This is a genomic window from Streptomyces glaucescens (assembly GCF_000761215.1).
GTDB lineage: Bacteria > Actinomycetota > Actinomycetes > Streptomycetales > Streptomycetaceae > Streptomyces > Streptomyces glaucescens_B.
Genome location: NZ_CP009438.1, coordinates 6799654 through 6823450, shown reverse-complemented (window position 1 = coordinate 6823450; position 23797 = coordinate 6799654). Strand labels below are relative to the sequence as shown.

The following is a 23797-nucleotide window of genomic DNA, read 5'->3' as shown; positions in this document are numbered from 1 at the left end:
CACGCGTGGACCCGGGCCCTCGGGCCCGGGTTCAGCCCTGCTTGGGCGCCGACGGGGTGGAGCGGCGCAGGGTGAACGAGTGTCCCGCCGGATCGGTGCAGCCCCGGGACTCCGAGGGGCCCGGGGGGTTCTTGGCCTCGACGGGCCGGCCGCCGAGGCTGACGACCCGGCGTTCCGCCGCGTCGAGGTCGTCGACCACGAACTCCAGGTGTGCCTGGAGGGAGTTCTCCGGCCGGGGCCAGCTCGGCGGGGTGGCGTTCATGTCGCGGCGGAACGCGAGCCGGGTGCCGTCGGGGCTCCGGATCTCGATCCGGTTGGCGGTGGCCTCGGTCTCCTCCGCCTCCAGCAGTTCCGTGTAGAACGCGGCGAGCCGCTCGGGTTCGGCGCAGTCGAGCACCACGACGCCCGCCTTGACCAGTGGCATGTGTCCTCCGCAGGGGTTCTCGGTGCGGAGCGGGCCGCCCCGCGCCTTCCTGTGCGGATATCCCGGCGGGGCGGATTCAGTCGGGGAGGGTAGCGCGCTCGACGGGCCCGGGCAGTAACGGAGATCACCAACGGGCCCGGTGTAGATCATTTCGGCCTGGGGCAGCCTCGTACCGCTTCTCGGTTCAACTTTCGATCCGGGAGGTTCTGTTCGAGTGTGCGGGCGGTCTCGTGGCCGTCCGCTCGCAGGGGTTGGGGGACTCTGCGGTTCGTGTCCCGAAAGGAAGCGCATGCCTCAGGACGTCCGGTTCGACCTCCCCTTCGACACTCCGGTCAGCCCGCATCTGGAGTACGCCCGCGAGCGCCATCTGCGCTGGGTGCGGGAGATGGGGCTGGTGCGCAGCCGGGCCGGGTTCGAGGAGTACCGGTCGTGGGACCTCGCGCAGGCCGCGGCCCGCACCTATCCGTACGCCTCGGCCGAGGACCTGGTCGTGCTGATGAACTGGTTCTCCCTGGCCTTCCTGTTCGACGACCAGTTCGACGCCGGCCGGCTGGACCGGGCGGACCGGGTGGCCGAGGTGGCGCGGGAGCTGATCGTGACCCCGCTGCGTCCGGCGGGCAGCCGGCCGCGGGTGGTCTGCCCGATCACCGTGGCGTGGGCGCAGGTCTGGGAAAGCCTCTCGGATGGCATGTCCTTGACATGGCAGTCGCGGTTCGCCGCGTCCTGGGGCCGGTTCCTCGTCGCCCACTGCGAGGAGGTCGATCTGGCCGCGCAGGGCCGCGCGGGAAGCCTGGACCTGCCGGCGTACGCGGCGTTCCGGCGCCGTACGGTCGGCATCCACCACAGCATCGACGCCGGTGAGCGCAGCCGCCGCTTCGAGGTGCCGCCGCAGGCGATGGCCCATCCGCTGATGGAGAGGATGCGGGACCTGGCCGCCGACACCATCGGGTTCATGAACGACATCCACTCCTTCGAGCGCGAGCGGCGCCGCGGCGACGGCCACAACCTGATAGCCGTCCTGCACCGGGAGCGCGGCTGCTCCTGGGAGACGGCCGCCGCCGAGGCGTACCGCCTGACCGGCGAGTGCCTGGCCGAGTACCTGGAACTGGAGGCCCGTGTCCCGCGGATGTGCGACGAGCTCGGGCTCGACGCGCAGGAGCGCGCGCGGGTGCGAATGGGCGTGGAGGCCATCCAGCACTGGATCAACGGCAACTACGAGTGGGCGCTGACCACCGGCCGGTACGCCGCGGCCAAGGAGGGCCCGGTGGCCACGGCCGAGCTGGCCGGGCGCGGCTCGGTGGACGATCTGCTGACCGTCTGACCGGCCCGCGGGGTGTGCCCGGTGGGCACACCCCGCGCACGGCCACTTCGCGCGGACGGTCCCGGAACGGTCGCGCCCGCTACCCGGCGAACTCGACCGGCAGGCTGTCCAGCCGGGACTCCCAGGTGGAGGCCGTGGCCGTCAGCTCCTCCGCCGGAACCGCCAGCCGCAGCCCCGGCAGCCGGTGCAGCAGCACATCGACCCCGGTCTCGATGATGGCCTGGCCGATGTTCTGCCCCGGGCACTCGTGCGGACCGGAGCTGAACGCCAGATGCGACTGGTTGCCCTGCACCGAGACCCCGGCGTCCGGCCTGATCTCCGGGTCCAGGTTGCCGGCCGCGAGGCCCAGCACCAGCAGGTCGCCCTCGGCGATGCGGTGGCCGCCCAGCTCCAGGTCCGCCGTCGCGAACCGCCCCGGCATGACCGCGAGCGGAGGCGTGTTCCACATGACCTCCTCCACCACCGCGGAGATGTTCAGCCGGCCGCCGATCAGGCCGGAGAGCCGCTCGACGTCGGTGAGCACGAGCTGCAGCACCCGCGCCAGCAGATTGCTGGTCGTGGTGTGCGCGGCGATCAGCACCAGCCGCAGATGGCTGATCACCTCCTCCGCGTCCAGCGCGGCCGGGTGCTCCAGCAGGGCGGTGGTGAAGTCGGAGCCGGGCTCGGACCGCTTGCGCTCGGCGAGTTCGCCGAGCTTCTCCATGATCCGCTCGTTGTGCGCCACCGCCTCCTCACCGCCCTTGAGCACCTGGGCGCACGACTCCACCAGCAGCCGCCCCTCCCCCTCGGCCAGCCCGAGGATGCGGGTCAGCACGAGCATCGGCAGGTACTCCGCGTAGTCCGCCACCAGGTCGGCGCGGCCGGTGCCGGCGAACGCGTCGATCTGCTTGTTGGCGAAGTGGGTGACGTGCCGCCGGATACCTCGCGCGGCCGCGGCCTGGAGGCCGTCCGTGACGGCGCCGCGCAGCCTGCGGTGCGGTTCGCCGTCCTGGGAGACGCAGTCGGGCCGCCAGCCCAGCATCGGCACCAGCGGCGAGGTCTCCGCGATCCGGCCCTCCCGCCAGTCCCGCCAGATCCGGGCGTCCCGGCTGAACTGCCACGGCGTGTCCAGCACCCGGCGGTTGTCGCGGTAGCCGAGCACCAGCCAGGCGGGGATGTCGCCCTCCAGCAGGACCGGGGCGACGGGGCCGTGCTCCGTGCGCAGCCGTTCGTAGATCCCGGCCGGGTCGGTCGCGGCCTCCGGCCCGTACAGCCGGGTGAGGTCGCCCCCGCCGTGTCCGAAGGGGCAGCCGCGCGGGGGTGCGGGATCGCTCGGCGTCTGGTCGTTCATCGGGACTCCAGGGCGACGGCCGAGCGTTCCTTCAGATGGCGTACGAGGGCCACCAGCACGTCACGGCTGGAGGCCCGGTCGCGGGCGTCGCAGGCCACGACCGGGATGTGCGGCGGGATGTCGAGGGCGTCCCTGATCTCCTCCACGGGGAACTCGCGGGAGTCGGGGAAGACGTTCAGGGCGACGACGAAGGGCACGTTCTGCCGCTCCATCTCCTCGATCGCCCGGAAACTGGAGGCGAGCCGGCGGGTGTCCACCAGGACCACCGCCCCGAGCGCCCCCTTGAACAGGCCGTTCCACAGGAACCAGAACCGCTCCTGCCCCGGGGTGCCGAACAGGTACAGCATCAGGCTGTCGTTGAGGCTGATCTTGCCGAAGTCCAGGCTGACGGTGGTCTCCGTCTTCTCGGCGACGCCGACGAGGCGGTCGTCGCCGGCGCTGGCCTGGGTCAGGGTCTCCTCGGTGGTGAGCGGCTTGATGTCGCTGACCGACCGGACCAGGGTGGTCTTCCCGGTGCCGAACCCGCCGGCGATCATCACCTTCACCGAGCGGGTGCCCCCGGACGACGGGGCGCCGGGCCGGTCAAAGCCTTTCGAGTCCACTGAGTACCTCCTCCAGGAGCGCGAGGTCGGGCCCGCGACCGGCGTCGTGCGCCGGGATGGGATCACGGGCCTCGACGTGGCCTGCCTGGAGCAGGTCCGCGAGGAGCACCGCGAGGATGTTGAAGGGCAGCCCCAGGTGGGCGCCGAGCTCGGCCACCGACAGGGGATCGCGGCAGCGCCGCAGGATCTCCGCGTACTCGTGCTGCGTGCCCGGCGCCGGGGCGGCGCGGGAGACGATGAGGGTCGCCACGTCGAGGCTCGACGCCGAACCGCCCGGTCCGCTGCGTCCCTTGGTGAGGACGTAGTAACGCTCGAGACCGGACGGATCGGCCGGCCGGCGGGGAGCACTCATCCAGAGTGCTCCTCCAGGCGCGCGGTGGTGCCGAGGAGTTCACCCATCCTGCGGGCCAGGTCCCTCATCTGGTGGCCGAGCAGACCCTGGTCGAGGCCCTCGCGGGCGAGCACGCCGAGATACGTCTCGATGCCCGCGCGGACGACGAAGAGGTGCCCGCCGTCGACCTCGATCATCGCCAGGCGCAGGTTCCCCGCGTACTTGGGGAACTGCTCGGCGACCGGCTGGGCGAGGGCCTGGAGGCCGGCCACCACGGCCGCGAACCGGTCGACGTCGTCGGGGTCTTCGGCGCCGTAGGAGGTGATGGCCTTGCCGTCGCTGGAGGCCACGAGGGCGAAGCGGATCTCCGGGATGCTCTCCACCAGATCGCGGAGCGCCCAGCTCACGTCGGTTCCCTGTTGCGTCATGTGGACTAGTCGCTCTCTTCAGTGCGGTGCTCTGCGGACTCGCGTCCGGCGGTGGGTGCGCGGTCGGCGGCCGGGCCGTCGCCCTCGCCGGGCGGGCGTCCGGCGGTGGCGAAGGCGGCCAGGCCGGCGAAGGAGGCGTCCGGCGGGACGGCGAGGACGGTGCCGTCGCCGACGGGCCCGGGGCGTCCGGCCGGCTGGTGCCGGGCCGGTTCGCCGCGTCTGCTGCGGCGCCGGGGCAGTCCGCCGGGGGTGGTGTCGCCGGCGCCGTCCGCCGGGGCCGCGACGGGGACCCCGGCGGGCGCGGCGGCGGGGGCGGCCGCCGCGACGGGGGCGGCGGGCGTGGCCGCCGGCAGCGGGCTGAAGTACTTGTGCGGGACCACGACCACCACCGACGTGCCGAGCCAGGGCGAGTCGGCGAAGGTGACCCGGATGCCGTAGCGGCGGGCGAGGGTGCCGACGACCCGGAGGCCGATGCTGGCGTCCTCCGAGATGCCGCCGAGGCCCGGTCCGGCCGCGACGCCGGCGAGGGCGTCCTCGGCCTCGCGCTTCTTCTCCTCGTTCAGGCCCTTGCCGGAGTCCTGGATCTCGACGCCGACGCCGTTCGGCACCTCCTTGCCGGAGACGACGACCGGCTCGGTGGGCGGCGAGTAACGGGTGGCGTTGTCCAGGAGGTGGGCGAAGATCAGGGTGAGGTGGTCCACCAGGCCGCCGTCGACGCCGAGTTCGGGCAGGTGGCGTACGTCGACGCGGTGGAACTCCTTGATCCGGCCGATGCCGCCGCGGACGACGCTGAGCAGCCGCTGCGGTTCCTGCCACTGCCGTCCCGGTCGGTCCGAGCCGCCGAGCACGCCGATGCTGGCGGCGAGACAGTCGGCGGGGCCGATCGCCTGGTCCAGCTCCATCAGGCCGCGTGCGACGGCCGGGAGGCGGCCGTGCTCGCCCTGCATCTCGTGCAGCCGGCCGCGCAGCTTGCTGGTGAGGACGTGGATGCGGTTGCCGATGCCGACCACGGCCTGCTCGGCGGAGGTGGAGCGGTTGAACTCCTCCTCGACGCCGATCAGCGCGGTGCGCAGGACCTTGCGGAGGTCGGCCTGGAGTTCGGGTGCGACCTTGGCGCACTGGTTCACCGCGGGCAGCAGGTCGTCGATGGCGTCACCGGCGCGCAGCCGCCGCAGCGCCTCGGGCAGCTGCTCGTCCGCGAGGCGGGCGACGGCCTCCCGCTGGTGTGCGAGCTGTTCCTGCCAGCGGCCGGTCTGCTCGGCCAGCCACGCCTCGTGGCTCTCGGCCTGTCCGGCGAGCCGGGCCTCGTAGCCGTCGGCCTGCTCGGCGAGCCGCGCCTCGTAACCCTCGGCCTGCTCGGCGAGCCGCGCCTCGTAACCCTCCGCCTGCTCGGCCAGCCGGGCCTCGTAGGCCTGGGACTGCTCGGCCAGCCGGGCCTCGTGGGCGGAGCGCTCGGCGGCGTGCCGGCTCTCCAGTCCGGCCACGTGCTGCTGCCACTGCTGGGAGTGCTCGGCCTGGGCGGCGCGGAACCCGCTCTCGGCCCGGCGCAGTCGGGTCTGGGTGCGCAGCAGCAGCCGCACGCAGACCGACCCGGCCGCCGTCGCCGCGGCTCCGGCGACGGCGGCGGTTATTCGCTCGGAGCTCATGAACGTGGCGGCGACCGTCCCGCCTCCTAAGGCCAGCGGCATCAGCCACCAGCTGTACCAGGCGACAGGGGGCCGCGCCGCCGGCGGCGGAGTGGCGAGTTCCATCTGCATCCTTCGAAGCAACACAATCGAACGGGGGGGTGTGCATGGGGACCGCACTCAGGAGTACGCACCGTGAGCCGACCCGTCACGATCGTGTCAACTCGCAGCACCGGTCCGGAGCTTATCCGGTCCGGACCCGAATGGATCAACCTCGCCCGGGCCACGGAGGTGAGGATTCCGTCACTCTCCGCCATCCGTGCGCCCGTCCTGCCCGAGTCGACAAGTCCCCTTGCCCACCTGCGCAGTTGCTGTCGGATCACGCGCTCTCGCGGTCAGCGGCGGCTCGTTGCGCCGACCACCCGCGGCCAGGATCCGGTCGCATCGGGGGTGCGGAGGGAGATCCTGGACGGGCCGCCGCCGGCGACCCACAGCGCGCGGTGCCGCGGCGGTGGCCGGTGTCACGGGCGCCGGAGGTCCACGCCGCCCGCACTTGGCAGTGTCCCGACGGAGGGCGGCCGTACCGTGGGCCGGACGGGCCGCGCCCGGCACACTGAGCGCCATGACTGCGACCACGATGCGAGCGATCCGCCAGGAGGTCCTCGGCGGTCCCGAGGTGCTGCACGCGACGGAAGTGGAGCGGCCCACACCGCGCGCGAACCAGGTGCTGATCCGGGTGCGGGCCGCCGGTGTCAACCCGATCGACCTGAAGCACCGTGCCGCCGGCATGCTCCTGGGCGCGCCGCCCTTCGTCCTCGGCTGGGACGTGTCCGGCACGGTCGAGGAGACCGGATTCGGGGTGTCCGCCCTGGTTCCGGGTGACGAGGTCTTCGGCATGCTGCCCTTCCCGTACGGCAACGGCGGCTACGCCGAGTACGCCGTCGCACCGGCCCGCCTGCTGGTGCCCAGGCCCGCCGGACTGTCCCACGCCGAGGCCGCCGCGCTGCCGATGGTGTCCCTCACCGCCTGGCAGGCGCTGGTGGAGACGGCCGGACTGCGCTCCGGGCAGCGGGTGCTGGTCCACGCGGCGGCCGGCGGGGTGGGACACGTGGCCGTACAGCTCGCCAAGGCGTACGGGGCCCATGTCATCGGCACGGCGAGCACGGCCAAGCACGCGTTCCTGCGCGGCCTGGGCGCGGACGAGGTGATCGACTACCGGGAGACCGACTTCACCGAGGCGGTGAAGGACGTCGACGTGGTGCTGGACACCCTGGGCGAGGACTGCACGGAACGCTCGCTGCGGGTGCTGCGCCCGGGCGGGATCGTGGTGTCTATCCTGCCGATCGAGTCGCCCGCGGTGTACCGGGAGGCGGACCGGCTGGGGGTGCGGGTGACCTGGATGCTGGTGGACGCCGACCGGGCGGTCCTGCGCGCGGTCGCCGAGCTGGCCGAGTCGGGCACACTGCGTCCGGCGATCGCGGGGACGTTCCCCTTCACCGAGGCGGCCGAGGCGCACCGGCGGGCCGAAACGGGCCGGACGACCGGGAAGCTGGTGCTGCTGATGGACTGACGCGCCGTCCGCGACCGGGCCGGGCCGCACCCTTTGTTCACGACACGAAAGAACTCGGCCGCAATTCACAGACATATGTCAATCGAACATGCTGAAATTCGGTCCGCAAGGGTAACTTGCAAGACGGGGCGCGCAGTTGTGCGCCGACTCGGGCTGGTTGGAGGCGATGTCGTCGTGCGGCAGGAGCGCGCCCCGCTCTCCCGGCACCTGCGCGTGCGCCAGGACCGGGGCCACACGGTCCTGGAGTTCCTCGGGGAGATCGACATCGCCGCGGCCGAGGAGATCGTCCCGTACCTGGACGCGGCCACGGCACCGCCCGCCCCGCGGATCGTCATCGACCTCAGCCCGGTGGAGTTCTTCGACGCCTCCGGGCTGCGGCTGCTGTACCGCGCGCGCAGCCGGGTGCTCGCCCGCGACGGGCACCTGTCGCTCGTCTGCGTCCATCCGCCGACGCTGCGGGTGCTGCGCGTGGTGGGCCTGGCACGGTTACTGCCCCCGCTGCCGACCCTCGACGACGCGCTCCGCCGGCCGGGGACCCCCGCCCGGTGACGGTGCCCCGGCCGCCCGCGCGCTCCGCCGAAGGGCGTAGATCCGTCAACTCGCCTGTCTGCGGCGCGTGATGACGGGCATCCGGAGACCGTGGGAGGAAGGAGACCGTCGCCATGACGACGTCCCTCGAGCGGACACCGGGCTGGGTGAAGGCCGCGGCCGCCGTCGTGCTGGTGCTCGTGGTGCTGCTGGCCGGGCTGCGGCTGGCGGGACTGCCGGGCCTGAAGGACGTGTTCGGCACCGAGACCCGCGACCGGTCCGGCCCTGCGCTGCTGCGGTCGATCCAGGACATCAGCCGGTACGAGGCGGCGTCCGGGAACTTCCAGGTGGTGGTGGACCTGGAGAAGGACACCAGGTTCCTGCCGGATGCCGTGCGCGGCACCCGCACCCTGTACGTGGGCGCGGGCACCGTCGACGCGTACGTGGACCTCGGGAAGGTCGGCGAGGGCGACGTGACGGTCGACGAGGACCGTACGTCGGCCACGCTCCGGCTGCCGCACGCGGCGCTCGGCGAACCGGCACTCGACCCCGACCGCTCCTATGCCGTCTCCAAGCAGCGCGGGCTGCTGGACCGGCTCGGGGATCTGTTCTCGGACAATCCGAACGGCGAACAGGCCGTGCAGCAACTCGCGGTGCGGCACATCGGCGCGGCGGCGCGGGAGAGCGGGCTGACCGCGCGGGCCGAGAAGAACACCACGGACATGCTCGAAGGCCTGCTGCGGTCCCTCGGTTTCGAGGAGATCCGCGTCACCTACGGCGGCTGATCACGCGGTAGCGGCCCGCCGGCCGGGGTAACCGGCCCACACACCAGGGAAGTCGACGACCGGAGGACCGAATGGCCTGGACAGGCGCGCGTTCCTTGAATTCCCTCGTCCCGTCGCGGTCGCGGCCCGCCGGCAAGGCGGAACCGGCCGGGGGGACGGAGCCGGCCGGCGGGGCGGAAGGGGCCCGTGCGGCGGAGCCGGCCAGTCGGGCGCGGCCCGGTTCCCCTCGCCGGCCGCTGCTGCGCGCCGTCGGCCGGGCGCTGGCCATGGTGTGCGCCTTCGTGCTGATGGTGGCCTTCTCGGTGGTGCTGGCCCGCCTCACCCTGGAGCCCTCCCCCGCCTCCGAGTCGCTGACCCACAGCAACCTGCGGCCCGGGAACTCGCTGCGGGCCTACGTGGAACAGCCGGTGGCGCGGGACGCGGTCAAGCAGATGGGCGGCAATCTGCTGCTGGGCGTGCCGTTCGGCGTCCTGGTGCCGGTGCTCGCGCCGAGGGCGCGCGGGATCGGCCGCGTGCTGCTGCTCACCGCCTTCGTGATGCTGCTGGTGGAGCTGGCCCAGGGCGCGGTCGTCACGGGCCGTGCCTTCGACATCGACGACGTCATCCTCAACACGACGGGGGCGCTGGCGGGTTACCTGCTGCTGGGCCGGCGGCTCGGGCGGGCCGTGCACGCGCGCCGCTGAGGCCGCCCGGCGGCACGAGCGGCGGCCCGCGGTCCGTACCAATGTGTTGACGGAGGCTTAGCTCATCCCTTAAATCAAGGGGACACCCTTACCCCCCACCTCGAAGGGATCCCCATGGCCACGCCACGTCTGCTGCGCAGATGCCTGCTGGGCTCGCTGTCCGCCCTCCTGGTCGCGTCCGCCGCCGTCACCCCCGCCCGGGCCGAGCCGGCCGCCGCCCCGGCCGTGCCGGCCGCCGCGGCCGACGCCCAGGCGGTGACGTTCCTCGACACCTTCGACGGGCCCGCCGGCGCCGCGGTCGACGGCTCCAAGTGGCAGACCGAGACCGGCGACAACGTCAACAACCACGAGCGGCAGTACTACACGGCCGGCACCCGCAACGCCGCCCTGGACGGCCAGGGACACCTGGTGATCACCGCCCGCCGGGAGAACCCGGCGGGTTACCAGTGCTGGTACGGCAGCTGCCAGTACACCTCGGCGCGGCTGAACACCGCCGGGCGGTTCAGCGCCCAGTACGGGCACGTCGAGGCGCGGATGAAGATCCCGCGCGGGCAGGGCATGTGGCCCGCGTTCTGGATGCTCGGCACCGACCTCGGCCAGGTCGGCTGGCCGAACTCCGGCGAGATCGACGTCATGGAGAACGTGGGCTTCGAGCCCTCCACCGTGCACGGCACGATCCACGGCCCCGGGTACTCCGGCTCCGGCGGCATAGGCGCCGGCTACACCCTGCCGAACGGCCAGGCCTTCGCCGACGCCTTCCACACCTTCGCCGTGGACTGGGCGCCCGACTCGATCACCTGGTCCGTCGACGGCCAGGTCTACCAGCGGCGCACCCCGGCCGACCTCGGCGGCCGGCAGTGGGTGTTCAACAAGCCGTTCTTCCTCATCCTGAACCTGGCGGTGGGCGGCTACTGGCCCGGCGACCCCGACGGCTCCACCGTCTTCCCGCAGACCCTGCTCGTCGACCACGTGTCGGTGACGACGAGCGACGCCCCGGCCGGAGCGGCCGTGCGCGGGCTGGCCGGCAAGTGCGTGGACGTCGCCGGCGCCAACCCCGCCAACGGCACACCCGTCCAGCTCTACGACTGCAACGGCACCGCCGCCCAGCGGTGGACGGCCGGCGCGGACGGGACGCTCCGGGCGCTCGGCAAGTGCCTGGACGTCGCCTCGGGCGGCACCGCCGACGGCACGCCCGTCCAGCTGTGGGACTGCAACGGCACCGCGGCCCAGCGGTGGGTCGTCACCGCGGCACGCGACATCGTCAACCCGCAGGCGGACAAGTGCCTCGACGTCACCGGCAACAACCCGGCGAACGGCACCCGGCTGCAGATCTGGACGTGCACCGGCGGCGCCAACCAGAAATGGACGGTCGGCTGACCGCCGGGGCTACCTCGGCCTCCAGGTGAACTTGTCGCCGCCCACCCAGCGCACCACATCCGGATCGTCCAGATCGTGCACGGTGATGCCGAAGGCGGCGGCGGTCTCCAGGACGTCGGTGACGGTCCGGGCCTCACCGACGACCTCTCCGTCGATCTCCACGATGCGGAAGGGCGGCTGGCCCGGCTGCACCCCGAGCACCATGATCCGCGGGTGGGATATATGGGGACTCGCGACTTCGGTCATGCCATACAGGGTAGGACGGTTCCGGCCATCGGCATCCGGACACCAGGCCCTCACCCGGTGAGCAGGTCGAGGACCGCCGCCTCGACGGCGCCCTGGGTCGCGGGCCGCCCGAAGGCACCGTGCTCGCCGAGCCTGCTGAGCGTGGGGGCGATCGTGCGGCCCTGCTCGAACTGCTCGAAGACCCGGGGGTCGATGTAGGAGGCCCGGCACACCGCGGGCGTGTTGCCCAGGTAGTGGCTGACCTCGCGCACGGCCCGTGCCACCTGGCGGCGGCGCGACGCCGGGGTGGCCCGGCCGGCCTCGGCGGTGACCGCGAGCGCCACGGCGGCCAGCACGGTGGCGTGCCAGGTGCGGAAGTCCTTGGCGGTGATCTCCGTCCCGGACAGCCTGCGCAGCGCCTCGTTGAGGTCGTCGCCGCGCAGGTCGTGCCAGGCGCGCCCCTCCCAGAAGGCCAGCAGCCGCTCGCCGCCGCGCCGGGGGCGGCGCAGCAGTGCGTGGACCACCGCGTGCGCCTGTTCGTCGGCCAGTGACCGCACCAGCTCGATGCCGCCCTTGGCGGGATAGCTGAAGGCGATCTCGCCGCGGCCGCAGCGCACATGCTCACGCAGCATGGTGGTCAGCCCGTAGGTCTCGTTCCGGCGGGTGTGCCGGTCGCTGCCGATGCGGAAGAAGCCGAGGTCGAGCAGCCGGACGGCGCAGGCGGTGACCCGGGCCCGGGTCAGGCCCCGGCCGGACAGGTCGGCCCTGACCCGGGCGCGCAGCTCGGGCAGGGTCGCGGCGACCCGGCGCACGTGTTCGTGCTTGGCCTGGTCCTGCTGGGCGCGGAACTCCTCGTGGTACAGGTACTGGCGGCGTCCGGCGTCGTCCGTGCCGACGGCCTGGAGGTGACCGTTGGCCCAGGGGCAGATCCACACGTCCCGCCAGGCGGGCGGGACGGTCAGGGCTCGGACGCGGGCCAGGTGCCGGGGGTCGGTGAGCGGTTCGCCCCGGGTGTCGAGGTAGCGGAAGCCCCGGCCGTGCCGGACCCGGGTGAACCCGGGCTGCTCCCATGAACTGGTCCGCAGCCGCACGGTCAGGGCCGCCGCCAGTCGTCGCCGGTCAGATGGGATCCGGCTTGCGGGCCCATGCGGAGCATGCCGCCGTCGACGGCCCACGAGGCGCCGGTGACGTAGGAGGAGTCCGGACCGCAGAGGAACGCGATGACGGCGGCGACCTCGCGGGCGTCCCCGGGCCGGCCCAGCGGGACGCCGGGGCGGCGTTCGCCGGTGACGTCGGTGTCCTCCTGGCCGGTCATCGGGGTGGCGATCTCCCCGGGCGCGACGGAGTTGACGGTGATGTTGTGCTCGGCCAGTTCCAGCGCCATGACCTGGGTGAGCAGGCCGAGGCCGCCCTTGGCCGCGCAGTACGGGGCGGCACCTACCCGCGGCTGGTGCTCGTGGACCGAGGTGACGTTGACGATGCGCCCGCCGTCGCCCTGCCGGATCATGTGCCGGGCCGCCCGCTGGCCGCACAGGAAGGGGCCGACCAGGTCGATGTCCAGCACCTCGCGGACGTCGGAGAGCTTCAGGTCGAGGAACGGGGTGGCGGTGCCCGTACCGGCGTTGTTGACCAGCACGTCGACCCGGCCCAGCCGGTCCGCCAGCTCGTCGATGACGTCGGCGGCCTCGGGCAGCCGGGTGAGGTCCATGTGCGCCACCTCGGCCCGCTGCCCGTGGGCACGGACCTCCTCCGCGGTCTCCTCGGCCCCCTGCAGGTCGCCGTGCCAGGTGATGCCGACGTCCAGGCCCGCCCGGGCCAGCCGTACGGCGGTGCCCCGGCCGATGCCGGAGTCGGCGCCGGTGATCACGGCGGTCCTGGGGTGCTGGGCGGTGGGGACGGACATCGCGGCCTCCTCGGGGTCGTCGGCGCCCTGCCGCCGTCGGCTCTGCCGGGCGGTCCTGGGGATGTCGGCAGTACCCGGGCGGGCAGGGGGCAAACCGGCCGGCCCGTGGTGCGGGGCGGGGGCGGCTGGGGAACCCTGGAGGCCTGACGAGGAGGCCGACGAGGCCGAGGAGGTGCCGATGGACCCCGTCGAGGCCCTGGACCGGATCGCCTTCCTGCTGGAACGGTCGCTGGCGCCGACGTACCGCGTCCGCGCCTTCCGCACGGCGGCGCGGGTGCTGACGGAGCTGCCCGAGGAGGAGGTGCGGCAGCGCGCCCGGGCCGGGTCGCTCGAGTCGCTGAAGGGCATCGGGCCGAAGACGGCCCAGGTGGTGCGGGAGGCGCTGGCCGGGCAGGTGCCGGGATACCTGGAGCAGCTGGAGAGCGAGGCGTCGGCGCCCGCGCCCCGGCGCGGCGGGGAGGCGCTGCGGGCGCTGCTGCGGGGGGACTGCCATCTGCACTCGGACTGGTCGGACGGCGGCAGTCCGATCGAGGAGATGGGCCGGGCCGCGATCAGCCTGGGGCACGAGTGGGCGGCGCTGACGGACCACTCGCCGCGGCTGACGGTCGCCCGGGGCCTGTCCCCGGACCGGCTGCGCGAGCAGCTGGACGTGGTGGCGGCGCTGAACGAGAAGTGGGCGCCGTTCCGGCTGCTGACCGGCATCGAGTGCGACATCCTCGAGGACGGCTCGCTGGACCAGGAGCCGGAGCTGCTCGGCCGGCTGGACGTGGTGGTGGTGTCCGTCCACTCCAAGCTGCGCATGGACGCCCGGTCGATGACCCGCCGGATGGTGGCCGCCGTGCGCGACCCGCACGCGGACGTGCTGGGGCACTGCACCGGGCGGCTGGTGACCGGGCGGGGGCGGCCGGAGTCGGAGTTCGACGCGGAGGCGGTGTTCGCCGCGTGCGCCGAGGCGGGTACGGCGGTGGAGATCAACAGCCGGCCGGAGCGCCTGGACCCGCCGCGCCGGCTGCTGCGCCGGGCCGTGGCGGCGGGGGTGCTGTTCTCGATCGACACCGACGCCCACGCCCCGGGTCAGCTCGACTGGCAGATCAACGGCTGTGCCCGCGCGGAGGAGTGCGGAGTGCCGCCCGAGCGGGTGGTGACCGCCTGGTCGGCGGAGGAGCTGCTGGCGTGGACCCGTGAGGGACGGGTGCCGGCGGCCTGACGGGGTAGGCGACCGGTTCGGCTCGGAAAGGATTCGATCATGGAACGTGCGGCGGTGTTCGATGTCGACGGCACGCTCGTCGACACCAATCACCTCCATGTGGTGGCCTGGTGGGAGGCGTTCCGCCAGGCGGGGCACCGGGTGCCGATGCACTCGGTGCACCGCGCGGTGGGCCTGCCGGCCGGCGATCTGATCGCCCGGCTGCTGGGCGAGGACCGCGACAGGGACCGGGACGGCGAGCTGAGCGCCGCGCACAAGACGCTGTACGGGCAGTACTTCGACCGGCTGCCCCCGCTGCCGGACGCGGCCGCCCTGCTGCGGCGGCTGCGCGACGACGGCTGGTCGGTCGTCCTGGCCACCTCGGCGAGCGGCACGGAGCTGGCCGCGCTGCGGCGGGCCATCGACGCCGACGACGCGATCACCGCCACCGCGAGCGCGGACGACGTCGAGTCGGGCAAGCCCTCCCCCGAGCCGGTCCGGCACGCCCTGGAGCTCGCCGGGGTGCCGGCCGAACGGGCGGTGTTCGTCGGGGACACGGTGTGGGACATGGAGGCGGGCGCGCGGGCCGGGGTGCGGTGCGTGGGCCTGCTGTGCGGCGGTGTTCCGCGCGCCGACCTGGAGGCGGCGGGCGCCGACGCGGTGTACGGCGATCCGGCCGAACTGCTGGCGTCGCTGGCGGACAGTCCGCTCGCCGGGGAGGCGTGACACGGATCACCCCGTCGAGGGCCGGAGCCCGGAACATCCCCATGTGGTTGTCCGTTGAACCGACCGTGGGTGCGGACGGGACAGTGTCCCCGGGCCTCACCTTCTGCCCACAGGGACGATCGTTCGGCTGAAGCCCTGTGGAGCCTTTCGCCGAGAGGCGACCGCCGTACGCGCCCACACCCCTGGACCGCCCCGACCGTGATTCCCCCGTCCGGTCGGGGCTTTTTCCTGTCTTGTCCGGGTACTCGGCCCTCCCGCGAGGCTATGGCCGAGAGGAGCCGACAGTGAGCAGTACACCGGGCAGCAGGGTCGTGGTCACGGGGGCCACCGGCAACGTGGGCACCAGTGTGGTGCGCCTGTTGTCGGAGGATCCGCAGATCGGGTCCGTGCTGGGGCTGGCCCGGCGGATCCCCGGATGGACGCCCCCGAAGACGGAATGGACCGCGGCGGACCTGGCCTCGGACCGGACGGACCTGACGGGCCGGTTCCAGGGCGCCGACGCGGTGATCCACCTCGCCTGGGCCTTCCAGCCGACCCATGACCCGGCACGCACCTGGCGGACCAACGTCCTGGGCAGCATCCGGGTGTTCGAGGCGGCCGCGGCGGCCGGGGTGCGGACACTGGTGCACGCCTCCTCGGTCGGCGCCTACTCGCCCGGTCCCAAGGACCGCATGGTGGACGAGTCATGGCCGACGCACGGCTGGCCGGACGCCGCGTACTGCCGGGAGAAGGCCTATCTGGAACGCACCCTCGACACCTTCGAGCGGGAGCACCCCGAGATCCGCGTGGTGCGGATGCGTCCGGCGTTCCTGTTCAAACGGGAGTCGGCGAGCGAGCAACGCCGCATCTTCGGCGGCCGGTTCCTGCCGGGTCCGCTGGCCCGCCCCGAACTGCTGCCGTTCCTGCCGGACATCCCGGGGCTGCGGGTGCAGGCACTGCACACCGACGACGCGGCGGAGGCGTACCGGCTGGCGCTGCACACGGACGTCCGGGGCCCGTTCAACCTGGCCGCCGATCCGCCGGTGGACGCGCAGCTGCTGGGCGGGATGCTGAACAGCCGGCCCGTACGGCTGTCGCGGACCGCGGCCCGGTCGGCGATCGCCGCGGCGTGGGGGCTGCGGCTGCTGCCGGCCTCCCCGCATCTGTTCGACGCGGTCCTCAGGCTGCCGCTGATGGACTCCTCCCGGGCGCGCACCGAACTGGACTGGCAGCCGAGCCGCTCGGCCACCGAGGTGCTGGAGGAGTTCCTTGAGGGCCTCCAGCAGGGGGCCGGCGCGGACACGGCGCCGTTGCACGGCCGCAAGGTGGGATGACCGCCGCCGCGCCGCGACCGCCGGCCGGCAGCGAACCGAAGGACTGGAAGGAGCACGACGTGGACGAGCACCGGGAGGAAGAGCCCGGCCGCGGCGCGGACCCCGTACCGCGCGATCTGCCGGACCAGCAGACCCGCGAGGGCGAGGACCCGTGGGACGTGCCCACGGGACCCGCGGGGCCGGGGGCGGCGGACGACGCCGGGGGCGAGGAGGACGGCGGGAGTGCCGACGTCCCGGACACCGACGTCCCGGACACCGACGAGGCGGGCACCGGGAGGCGGGACGCGCCACCGCCCGAAGGCGCGGACGCCCCGGACGCGGCACCGGAGGAGTCGACGGGCTGAGCCGGGATCCCGCCGCGGCCGCCGCACGGGCTCAGCGGGGCGCGCGCTCCTCCAGCACGGTCCGCCAGGCCGGCGCGGGGCCTTCCGGCGCGGTCTCGGGGCGGCGCCCGCCGCGGGCGAAGAAGTCGGCGAGCGGCAGGATCGCCGCGCCGACGGTCACCGCGTCGGGCCCGAGCCGCCCGAGGTCGATGGTGACCTGCTCGGCCGGGTGCCGCAGGGCGTAGGCCGCCGCGTGCCGGCGCACGGCGGGCAGGAAGCCGGCGCCGAGCTGGAGCCCGGCCCAGCCGCCGATGAGGATCCGCTCGGGCTGGAAGAGGTTGATCAGGTCGGACAGGCCCGCGCCCAGGTACTCGGCGGTCTCCTCCAGGACGGCGAGCGCGGCGGGGTCGGCGGTGCCGCCGTCGGCCGGGTAGGCGGCGGCGAGCATCGCGGTGAGCGCGGTCTCCTCGTCGGTGTCGGCCGGCGGCCGGCCGCCCTCCTCCCACCAGCGCTCCAGCAGCGACTCGGCGCCCGCGTACGCCTCCAGGCAGCCGAGCGCGCCGCAGCGGCAGCGGCGGCCGCGGACCCGCACGGTCAGGTGCCCCCATTCGACGGCCCGGCCGTGCTCCACCTCGGGGGTGACCAGGCAGGCGCCGACGCCGGAGCCGAAGAGGACGACGACCGCGTTGCGGGCGCCCCGGCCGCCGCCGAACCACATCTCGGCCTGGCCGAGGGTGCGGGCGCCGTTGTCGATGAACCACCGGACGGTGTCCGGGAGGCGGGAGCCGGTGCGCAGCAGTTCCTCCAGCGGGACGGCGTCCCAGCCGATGGTCTGGCCGTGCACCACGGCTCCCCGGTCCGGGGTGTGCTCGACGATGCCGGGGACGCCGACGCCCACGCCGAGCAGCCGCCCCGGATCGACGCCGGCGGTCGCGGTGACCTCCGCGACGCCGTCCCGGATGTGGCCCACGATGACGTCGACGTCGTAGCGCCGCTGGCCGAGGGGGCGTTCGGCGCGGGCGAGTTCGGTGAGGGTGAGGTCGAACAGCTCGATCCGCACCCGGGTCTCGCCGACGTCGACGCCGATCATGTGGCCGCTGCCGGGCGCCACCCGCAGCAGGGTGCGGGGCCGGCCGCCGTCGGAGTCGACGCTGCCGGCCTCCTCGACCAGGCCGTCGGCGACCAGGTCGGCGACCACGTTGCTGACGGAGCCGGAGCTGAGCCCGGTGGCCGGGCCCAGCTCGAACCGGCTGAGCGGCCCGTCGAAGTACAGCCGTTGCAGCACGGCCGTCCGGTTGGCCCGTCTGAGGTCGCGTACCGTGCGCCCGTTCCGCCCCGCCATGTGGCTCCTCCCCAACCCTGGTCCGGCCTGCTCACCCGATATTACTCACCCACTTAATTAATGGGATGAGCGAAGCGGGGTGATCCAGCAGCCGGCGGGCCCGCCGTGCACACGGCGCGCTCGCGGTACAGCGTACGGAACGTCTCCCGGTACGCCTCCCGGAACGCCTTCCCGCCCACCGGGTGCCCCGCGCCCCCGGCGGGCGGGAAGCCGGCGTCACCCGAGGGCACCGTAAATCGATGGCACTCACACGCATCCGCTGGCTACGCTGGATCGCGCGAAACCTAGACCCCCTAGGTTTCGGCTTCGGTGAACTTCAGGAGACCCCCCGTGCGACCGCTGACCGAGAGCGACATTCGCGGTTCCTTCGTCAACTGCTCCAAGGGCGAGGCGAAACGCCTGCCACTCCCCCGGGACCTCGCCGAACGCCCCTGGGACGACCTCGACTTCCTGGGCTGGCGGGACGGCGGGGCACCCGACCGCAGCTATCTGGTCGCCGAGCGGGACGGCCGGCTGATCGGCGTGAGCCTGCGCTTCCCGCCCCCGCAGCGCGGCTTCCTCCAGCGCAGCCTGTGCACCCTGTGCCTGACCGCCCACCCGCGCGGCGGCGTCTCGCTGATGACCGGGCGCAAGGCGGGCGCGGCGGGCCGGGAGGGCAACTCGGTCGGCCTGTACATGTGCACCGACCTCGCCTGCTCCCTGTACGTGCGTGGCAAGAAAGTGCCGGAGAGCGGCGCCCGCTTCGAGGAGAGCCTGACGCTGGAGGAGCAGATCGCCCGCACCAGGGACAACCTCTTCGCCTTCCTGAACAGGCTGTACAGCTGAACGGTTCTCCGAGGGACGTTCGACGTCCGCGGTGACGGGGAACAGCGCAAGTGATGCGAGATGTACGTGAGTGGCCGGAACCTGTCGCACGCTGGGTGAAGCGACGTCGTGAACCCGTGGTGGTGCAGGCCCTGCGATCGACGTTCGCCGCGACCGTCGCCTACGTCGTGGCCCTGCACCTGAGTCCCGAGGCGGCCCCGCTCACCGCGCCGCTGACCGCCCTGCTGGTCGTCCAAGTCACCCTGTACGCCACACTCACCAACGGCATCCGCCGGGTGAACGCGGTGGTGGCCGGGGTGCTGGTCGCCATCGCGTTCAGCCTGCTGGTGGGTCTGACGTGGTGGAGTCTCGCACTGGTGATCATGGTGTCACTGGCGGTGGGCCACCTGGTGCGGGTCGACGAGTACGTGGCCGAGGTGGCGATCAGCGCGATGCTGGTCCTCGGCGTCACCGCCGTCGGGGACTACGCGTGGGCGCGCGTACTGGAGACGCTGATCGGCGCGGTCGTCGGCATGGGCTGCAACCTGCTGCTGCCGCCACCGGTGTGGGTGGGCGAGGCCGGCGAGTCGATCGAGGGGCTGGCCCGCCGGATGCGGCAGCTCATGCTGCGGGCCGGCGAGGAGGCGGCGGGCCGCACCCCGGCGGAGCGGGCCGCCGAGCGGCTGCACGAGGCGCGTCGGCTGGACCACGACATCGTGCAGGTGGACGCGGCGCTGCGGCAGGCAGAGGACAGTCTGCGGCTCAATCCCCGGGTGCGGGAGGGCCTGCTGCACCGGATCGTGCTGCGCACCGGTCTGGACACCCTGGAGATCTGCATGGTCGTGCTGCGGGTGATCACCCGCTCGCTGACCGACCTGGCGAAGGAACGTGAACCGGAACCGCTGTTCGAGCCGCAGACCGGCGCTGTGGTGGAACAGCTGCTGTCCGAGATCGCGGACGCGATCGTCAGCTTCGCGGTGCTGGTCACCACCCACGTCAGCAGCAACGCCGAGTCGGCCGAGGAACGGCTGGCCGCGCAGCTCGACACGGCGGCGGCCACCCGCGACAAACTGGCCCAGATGCTGCTGGACGAGGTGCGCCGCGACCCCCGCCAGTGGCAGCTGCACGGTGCGGTGCTGGCCGAGTGCAACCGGATCATCGACGAGCTGGACATCGAGCACCGCTCCCGCCGGCTGCTGGAGGAACTGGACCGCAGCACCCGCGAGCAGCGCGAACGCCGTCCGTGGCTGACCCGGATACGGGACCGGGCGCGCATCACCCGGCGCCGGCTGCGGGACCGGCTGGGCGCGGCCCGCCGTACGGCGTGAGAGTCTCGCACGACGGGACGACGGGACGACGACCGGCGACGACCGAGGCGGGTGGCGATGGGCTGGAGCAGGCGGGGTTTCCTGGGGCTGTGCGCGGCGCTGCCGGCGGCGTCCGCCTGTGGCACCCCGCGGCGGTCCGCGCCCCCCGAGCGGCGGCCGGGCAGCCCGGGCGGGGCCTCGCGCGGGCCGTCCGGTCCCCGCCCGCTGTACCTGGGCACCTACACCTCCGCCGAGGGCGGCGGCAGCGGCATCGGCGTGGCCTCGTACGACCCGGTGACGGGCCGGATCACCGGGGCGGGGACGCTCGCGGGCGTGGCCGACCCGTCGTACCTCGCGGTCCATCCGGACGGGCGGACGCTGTACGCGGTGAGCGAGCGGGCCGACGGCGCGGTGAGCGCGGTACGGCTCGCCGACCGAAGGGTCCTGGGCAGCCGGAGCACCGGCGGCGCGGGCCCCTGCCACCTGTCCGTGCACCCGGACGGCCGCTGGCTGTTCAGCGCCGACTACGCCTCGGGCAGCGTGGCCGTGCACCCGGTCGACCGCTCCGGGGCGCTCGGCGAGCGCATCGACCTGGTCGCGCACCCGGGCCGTGATCCGCACGCCCACCAGATCCTCACCGCTCCGGACGGCCGGCACGTCCTCGCCGTGGACCTGGGCACGGACACCGTCCACACCTACCGGCTGGACGAGCGCCGCGGCACGCTGACGGAGGTCGCCCGGGCCCGCACCCGCCCCGGCGCCGGCCCGCGGCATCTCACCTTCCATCCCGGCGGCCGGTACGCCTACCTCGCCAACGAGGGGGACGACACGGTCGCGGTCTGCGCCTACGATCCCGGCAGCGGGCGTCTCGACATCGGGGAGCCCCAGTCCACGGGGGCGGCCGGGGGCGGGGTCACCAACTACCCGGCCCAGATCCTGGTGACCGGGGACGGACGGTACGCGTTCCTCGCCAACCGGGGGCACAACAGCCTCGCCCGGTACGCGGTGGAGCAGGACGGTGCCCGGCTGCGCCTGCTGGGGACGGTGCCGGTGGCCGGGGACTTCCCCCGGCACATCGCCTTCTCCCCGGACGGGCGGCTGCTGTTCGCGGCGAACCAGCGCTCCGGCACCGTCAGTGTCTTCCGCGTGGACCGCGCCGGCGGCGCGCTGCGGCTCGCGGGCGAGCCGTTCGCCTCACCCGTCGCCGTCTGCGCGCTGCCGCTGTAGGGCGCGTGGGCAGCCGGCCGTGCTCGCCTGGGAGAGCAGCACGTGCATCCGCTCGGTGAGCTGTGCGACGTCGTCGGCGGGCCGGTGGAAGGCCAGGCGGACGTCGCCGTGGGTGCGGCGGCGCTCGATGCGCAGGGTGAGCCCGTGCCGGTCGACCGCGAGCGGCTGGACCCGCAGGGCGCCGTGCAGGCTGCCCGGCTCGACCAGCCGGGTGAGCCGTTCGACGGCGTCGGGGTGGGCGCCGGCGAGGTGGGTCAGCAGCCGCGCCTCGGCCGTGGCCAGCGGGTCGGGAGTGGCGGCGGCGAACTCGTCGACGCCGATCACCTCCGCGCCGGCGGGCTTGTGCAGCACCACACGGCTGGGGTGGAGGGCGAGACCGCCCTGCTCGACGGTGAACCAGCCGGAGAGCCAGAGCCGGGCGCGGATCCGGTCGCGCAGCGGGACGGGCGCCACGTCGGCGAACTCCAGGACGGCGGACGGCTCGCCGCGCGGCGCGCAGATGGCGGCGGCGAGCAGGGCGCTGTCGTCGGGCACGCGCAGGACGATCCTGCCGTCCTCGGTCACGGTGTGCGCGCCGATCAGCTCCTCGCGGACACCTTCCGTGGCCACCGCGCACGACCAGGCGGCGGCCGCCACCGACCGGGCCCGTTCCGCCGCGGCGGGCGTGGCCGCCCAGACCTGACCGCCTGCCATCCCGTCACCCATCCGAGTCCTCCTCATTAGGTAAGGCTCACCTAACCTATCGGAGTTCGGGGTGTACGCCAACCACGTCCGGCGAATTCCGGAGCACGCGCGGGGTGTGCGCGCGGGAGGCGCTCAGCTCACCCCGGTCCAGTGCGCCGGGCGCGTGACCGACCCCGGCAGCCGGGTGCCCGGCCCGCCGCGGGCGGCGTTCACCTGGGGCTGGGTCAGGAAGAAGGCGCCGGTCAGATCGGCGTCGGTGAGATCGGCGTCCCGCAGGTCCGCGCCGATCAGGTCCGCGCCCCGCAGGTCCGCGCCGGTGAGGTCGGCGGCGATCAGCCAGGCGCCACGCAGGTTCGCGCCGCGCAGATCGGCGCCCTTGAGCCGGGCACCCATCAGATCCGCGCCCCGGCGGTCCTTCTTCCGCCCGCGCACGCCCGCCCGGGCCAGCTCGCTGGTCCGCAGCAGCAGGACGTTGACCTCCTGCCGGTGGGCGGCGACGTCCAGCGCCGCGATCTCCTCGGCGGTACGCCGGGTCAGCGCCTCGGTGCGCTCCCGGGCGCGGTCCAGCTCCGCGCGGAGCGGACGGGCGGCGGGCAGGGTCAGCGCCTCGGTGAGATACCAGAGCAGCTCGTGCAGCTGGCGGACGACCGGGAAGACGTCGAACATCCGGCGGGAGTGCTCCGGCGAGCCGCCCCGCCAGTCCTCGCCGCCGAAGACGACCTGCGAGACCTTCTGGCCCGCGCCGAAGCAGTCGTAGACCGTGCAGCCGGTGAAGCCCGTGCCGCGCAGGCGCTCGTGGATGCCGCACCGGTGGTCGCCCCGGAGGTTGGGGCAGGGCCTGCCGGCCGGCTTGTCCAGGGCGAAGTCCGCCGAGGCGGCGAAGGGCAGAGCGACACAGCACAGCCCGAAACAGTTGCCGCAGTCGCCGCGCAGCTCGGTCAGGTCGCCTCGGTGATCACGCATGCCCTCCAGCCTAATCGGCGGGCGCCCGGCCCCCGGTCAGCGGGGGAACAGCTCGAACGCCACCGCCGGCCGCCCGCCGAACCGCTCCCCCGCCGCTCCCGTGGCCGCGGTCAGGAACTCCCGGACGTAGCTCTCCGGGTCCTGGTCGGTCAGGGCCTCGATGTACGCACGGTGCTCCAGCAGTGAGCGCACCGCCGCCTCCAGGCCCGCCTCGGTCGCGGCCACGGCGTGGGTGGGGGTGGGCGAACCGGCCACGGCGACCCAGCGCACCCCGTCCCACGGCTCCAGTCCCCGCTCGGCCAGTTCGGGGAAGATCCAGCGGTTCCCGGCGTCGGCGGCTGCGTCCAGGGTGGCGCGGCCGACCGCGACGTGGTCCGGGGTGTTCCAGGCGACGCCGCCCCAGGTGTCCCGGTGGTTGAGGGTGATCACCAGCTCGGGGCGGTGCCGGCGGATCGCGGCGGCGATGTCCCGGCGCAGCGCGGTGCCGTACTCGACGACTCCGTCCCGGTGGTCCAGGAACTCCACCACCGACACCCCGACGACCGCCGCGCCGGCCCGCTGCTCCCGCTCGCGCAGCGGCGCCGCGTCCGCGGGGTGCAGCGTGTCGATGCCCGCCTCGCCGCGGGTGGCCAGGACGTACGCCACCTCGCGGCCGGCCCCGGTCCACTGGGCGACGGCCGCGGAGCAGCCGTACTCGAGGTCGTCCGGGTGCGCGACGACCGCGAGGGCGCGGTGCCAGTCCTCGGGCAGGGGCCGTAGTCCGGTCGGCTCGGTCATGACCGCAGCGTAG

26 protein-coding genes are annotated in these 23797 nt (G+C 73.9%); 13 read left to right on the top strand and 13 right to left on the bottom strand.

The window, feature by feature from the left end; translation table 11 throughout:
* Positions 1 to 31: 31 nt before the first annotated feature.
* On the bottom strand, positions 32 to 424 hold the full coding sequence (locus tag SGLAU_RS29535; protein ID WP_043505604.1) for a VOC family protein: 393 nt from the start codon (positions 422 to 424) through the stop codon (positions 32 to 34).
* A 289-nt stretch (positions 425 to 713) separates the two neighbouring features.
* On the opposite strand from SGLAU_RS29535, the gene SGLAU_RS29530 reads away from it, so the two are divergent.
* Positions 714 to 1745 (top strand): 7-epi-alpha-eudesmol synthase, encoded by a 1032-nt coding sequence (locus SGLAU_RS29530; RefSeq protein ID WP_043505603.1) that lies wholly within the window; start codon positions 714 to 716, stop codon positions 1743 to 1745.
* 79 nt (positions 1746 to 1824) lie between these two features.
* Here SGLAU_RS29530 and SGLAU_RS29525 read toward each other — a convergent pair whose 3' ends face one another.
* From SGLAU_RS29525 to SGLAU_RS29505, 5 genes are read right to left on the bottom strand one after another with little or no spacing between them, the layout of a single operon-like run.
* Positions 1825 to 3075, bottom strand: a complete 1251-nt coding sequence (locus tag SGLAU_RS29525; protein ID WP_043505602.1) for a cytochrome P450 — start codon at positions 3073 to 3075, stop codon at positions 1825 to 1827.
* Complete coding sequence (locus SGLAU_RS29520; protein WP_043505601.1) at positions 3072 to 3677, bottom strand: GTP-binding protein; 606 nt, start codon at positions 3675 to 3677, stop codon at positions 3072 to 3074. The genes SGLAU_RS29525 and SGLAU_RS29520 overlap by 4 nt, the downstream gene beginning before the upstream one ends.
* Positions 3658 to 4029: a DUF742 domain-containing protein gene (locus tag SGLAU_RS29515; RefSeq protein ID WP_043505600.1), complete on the bottom strand. Its 372-nt coding sequence runs from the start codon at positions 4027 to 4029 to the stop codon at positions 3658 to 3660. The genes SGLAU_RS29520 and SGLAU_RS29515 overlap by 20 nt, the downstream gene beginning before the upstream one ends.
* Positions 4026 to 4436 (bottom strand): roadblock/LC7 domain-containing protein, encoded by a 411-nt coding sequence (locus SGLAU_RS29510; RefSeq protein WP_043505599.1) that lies wholly within the window; start codon positions 4434 to 4436, stop codon positions 4026 to 4028. The genes SGLAU_RS29515 and SGLAU_RS29510 overlap by 4 nt, the downstream gene beginning before the upstream one ends.
* A 5-nt stretch (positions 4437 to 4441) precedes the next feature.
* Positions 4442 to 6187, bottom strand: coding sequence for an ATP-binding protein (locus SGLAU_RS29505; protein ID WP_043505597.1), 1746 nt, complete (start codon positions 6185 to 6187; stop codon positions 4442 to 4444).
* A 496-nt stretch (positions 6188 to 6683) separates the two neighbouring features.
* Here SGLAU_RS29505 and SGLAU_RS29500 point away from each other — a divergent pair, with 496 nt between their 5' ends.
* The 5 genes from SGLAU_RS29500 (at position 6684) to SGLAU_RS29480 (ending at position 11004) form a co-directional block, all read left to right on the top strand.
* Positions 6684 to 7631 (top strand): NADP-dependent oxidoreductase, encoded by a 948-nt coding sequence (locus SGLAU_RS29500; RefSeq protein ID WP_043505596.1) that lies wholly within the window; start codon positions 6684 to 6686, stop codon positions 7629 to 7631.
* A gap of 174 nt (positions 7632 to 7805) precedes the next feature.
* Positions 7806 to 8180, top strand: coding sequence for an anti-sigma factor antagonist (locus SGLAU_RS29495; RefSeq protein ID WP_244315280.1), 375 nt, complete (start codon positions 7806 to 7808; stop codon positions 8178 to 8180).
* Positions 8181 to 8293: 113 nt separating this feature from the next.
* Positions 8294 to 8944, top strand: coding sequence for a DUF4230 domain-containing protein (locus SGLAU_RS29490; protein ID WP_043505594.1), 651 nt, complete (start codon positions 8294 to 8296; stop codon positions 8942 to 8944).
* A gap of 71 nt (positions 8945 to 9015) precedes the next feature.
* Complete coding sequence (locus SGLAU_RS29485; protein ID WP_078957952.1) at positions 9016 to 9627, top strand: VanZ family protein; 612 nt, start codon at positions 9016 to 9018, stop codon at positions 9625 to 9627.
* A gap of 114 nt (positions 9628 to 9741) precedes the next feature.
* The gene (locus tag SGLAU_RS29480) at positions 9742 to 11004 is read left to right on the top strand and encodes a glycoside hydrolase family 16 protein (RefSeq protein WP_043505593.1); all 1263 of its coding nucleotides are present in this window, start codon (positions 9742 to 9744) and stop codon (positions 11002 to 11004) included.
* Positions 11005 to 11013: 9 nt separating this feature from the next.
* Here SGLAU_RS29480 and SGLAU_RS29475 read toward each other — a convergent pair whose 3' ends face one another.
* From SGLAU_RS29475 to SGLAU_RS29465, 3 genes are read right to left on the bottom strand one after another with little or no spacing between them, the layout of a single operon-like run.
* Positions 11014 to 11250: a hypothetical protein gene (locus SGLAU_RS29475; RefSeq protein WP_043505591.1), complete on the bottom strand. Its 237-nt coding sequence runs from the start codon at positions 11248 to 11250 to the stop codon at positions 11014 to 11016.
* Between the two features lie 50 nt (positions 11251 to 11300).
* Positions 11301 to 12320 carry a DNA topoisomerase IB gene (locus tag SGLAU_RS29470; RefSeq protein ID WP_043505590.1) on the bottom strand — a complete coding sequence of 340 codons (1020 nt, stop codon included), beginning with the start codon at positions 12318 to 12320 and terminating at the stop codon, positions 11301 to 11303.
* 2 nt (positions 12321 to 12322) lie between these two features.
* Complete coding sequence (locus tag SGLAU_RS29465) at positions 12323 to 13132, bottom strand: SDR family oxidoreductase (RefSeq protein ID WP_052413951.1); 810 nt, start codon at positions 13130 to 13132, stop codon at positions 12323 to 12325.
* Positions 13133 to 13310: 178 nt separating this feature from the next.
* Between SGLAU_RS29465 and SGLAU_RS29460 the strand changes: the two genes are divergently transcribed.
* The 4 genes from SGLAU_RS29460 to SGLAU_RS29445 all read left to right on the top strand — a co-directional run bounded on the left by SGLAU_RS29460 (position 13311) and on the right by SGLAU_RS29445 (position 16701).
* Positions 13311 to 14339: a PHP domain-containing protein gene (locus SGLAU_RS29460; protein WP_043505589.1), complete on the top strand. Its 1029-nt coding sequence runs from the start codon at positions 13311 to 13313 to the stop codon at positions 14337 to 14339.
* 39 nt (positions 14340 to 14378) lie between these two features.
* Positions 14379 to 15044 carry an HAD family hydrolase gene (locus tag SGLAU_RS29455; RefSeq protein WP_043505588.1) on the top strand — a complete coding sequence of 222 codons (666 nt, stop codon included), beginning with the start codon at positions 14379 to 14381 and terminating at the stop codon, positions 15042 to 15044.
* A gap of 284 nt (positions 15045 to 15328) precedes the next feature.
* Positions 15329 to 16357 (top strand): SDR family oxidoreductase, encoded by a 1029-nt coding sequence (locus SGLAU_RS29450; protein ID WP_043505587.1) that lies wholly within the window; start codon positions 15329 to 15331, stop codon positions 16355 to 16357.
* Positions 16354 to 16701 carry a hypothetical protein gene (locus SGLAU_RS29445; RefSeq protein ID WP_412556252.1) on the top strand — a complete coding sequence of 116 codons (348 nt, stop codon included), beginning with the start codon at positions 16354 to 16356 and terminating at the stop codon, positions 16699 to 16701. The genes SGLAU_RS29450 and SGLAU_RS29445 overlap by 4 nt, the downstream gene beginning before the upstream one ends.
* 31 nt (positions 16702 to 16732) lie before the next feature.
* On the opposite strand, the gene SGLAU_RS29440 is transcribed toward SGLAU_RS29445, so the two are convergent.
* On the bottom strand, positions 16733 to 18022 hold the full coding sequence (locus SGLAU_RS29440; RefSeq protein ID WP_043505586.1) for an ROK family transcriptional regulator: 1290 nt from the start codon (positions 18020 to 18022) through the stop codon (positions 16733 to 16735).
* 330 nt (positions 18023 to 18352) lie between these two features.
* Between SGLAU_RS29440 and SGLAU_RS29435 the strand changes: the two genes are divergently transcribed.
* Genes SGLAU_RS29435 through SGLAU_RS29425 form a run of 3 tightly spaced genes read left to right on the top strand, consistent with a single transcriptional unit; the run spans position 18353 to position 21360 of the window.
* A complete protein-coding gene (locus tag SGLAU_RS29435; protein WP_043505585.1) occupies positions 18353 to 18847 on the top strand; it encodes an FBP domain-containing protein in 495 nt (164 codons plus the stop codon).
* Between the two features lie 53 nt (positions 18848 to 18900).
* A complete protein-coding gene (locus SGLAU_RS29430) occupies positions 18901 to 20154 on the top strand; it encodes an FUSC family protein (RefSeq protein WP_043505583.1) in 1254 nt (417 codons plus the stop codon).
* A 57-nt stretch (positions 20155 to 20211) separates the two neighbouring features.
* Positions 20212 to 21360 carry a lactonase family protein gene (locus SGLAU_RS29425; RefSeq protein WP_043505582.1) on the top strand — a complete coding sequence of 383 codons (1149 nt, stop codon included), beginning with the start codon at positions 20212 to 20214 and terminating at the stop codon, positions 21358 to 21360.
* Here SGLAU_RS29425 and SGLAU_RS29420 read toward each other — a convergent pair.
* The 3 genes from SGLAU_RS29420 to SGLAU_RS29410 form a co-directional block, all read right to left on the bottom strand.
* Positions 21328 to 22065 (bottom strand): DUF2470 domain-containing protein, encoded by a 738-nt coding sequence (locus SGLAU_RS29420; protein WP_412556251.1) that lies wholly within the window; start codon positions 22063 to 22065, stop codon positions 21328 to 21330. The two genes, SGLAU_RS29425 and SGLAU_RS29420, sit on opposite strands and share 33 nt — an antisense overlap.
* Before the next feature lie 111 nt (positions 22066 to 22176).
* On the bottom strand, positions 22177 to 23007 hold the full coding sequence (locus tag SGLAU_RS29415; RefSeq protein WP_043505581.1) for a pentapeptide repeat-containing protein: 831 nt from the start codon (positions 23005 to 23007) through the stop codon (positions 22177 to 22179).
* A gap of 36 nt (positions 23008 to 23043) precedes the next feature.
* Positions 23044 to 23784, bottom strand: coding sequence for a PIG-L deacetylase family protein (locus SGLAU_RS29410; protein WP_043505580.1), 741 nt, complete (start codon positions 23782 to 23784; stop codon positions 23044 to 23046).
* Between the last annotated feature and the right edge of the window lie 13 nt (positions 23785 to 23797).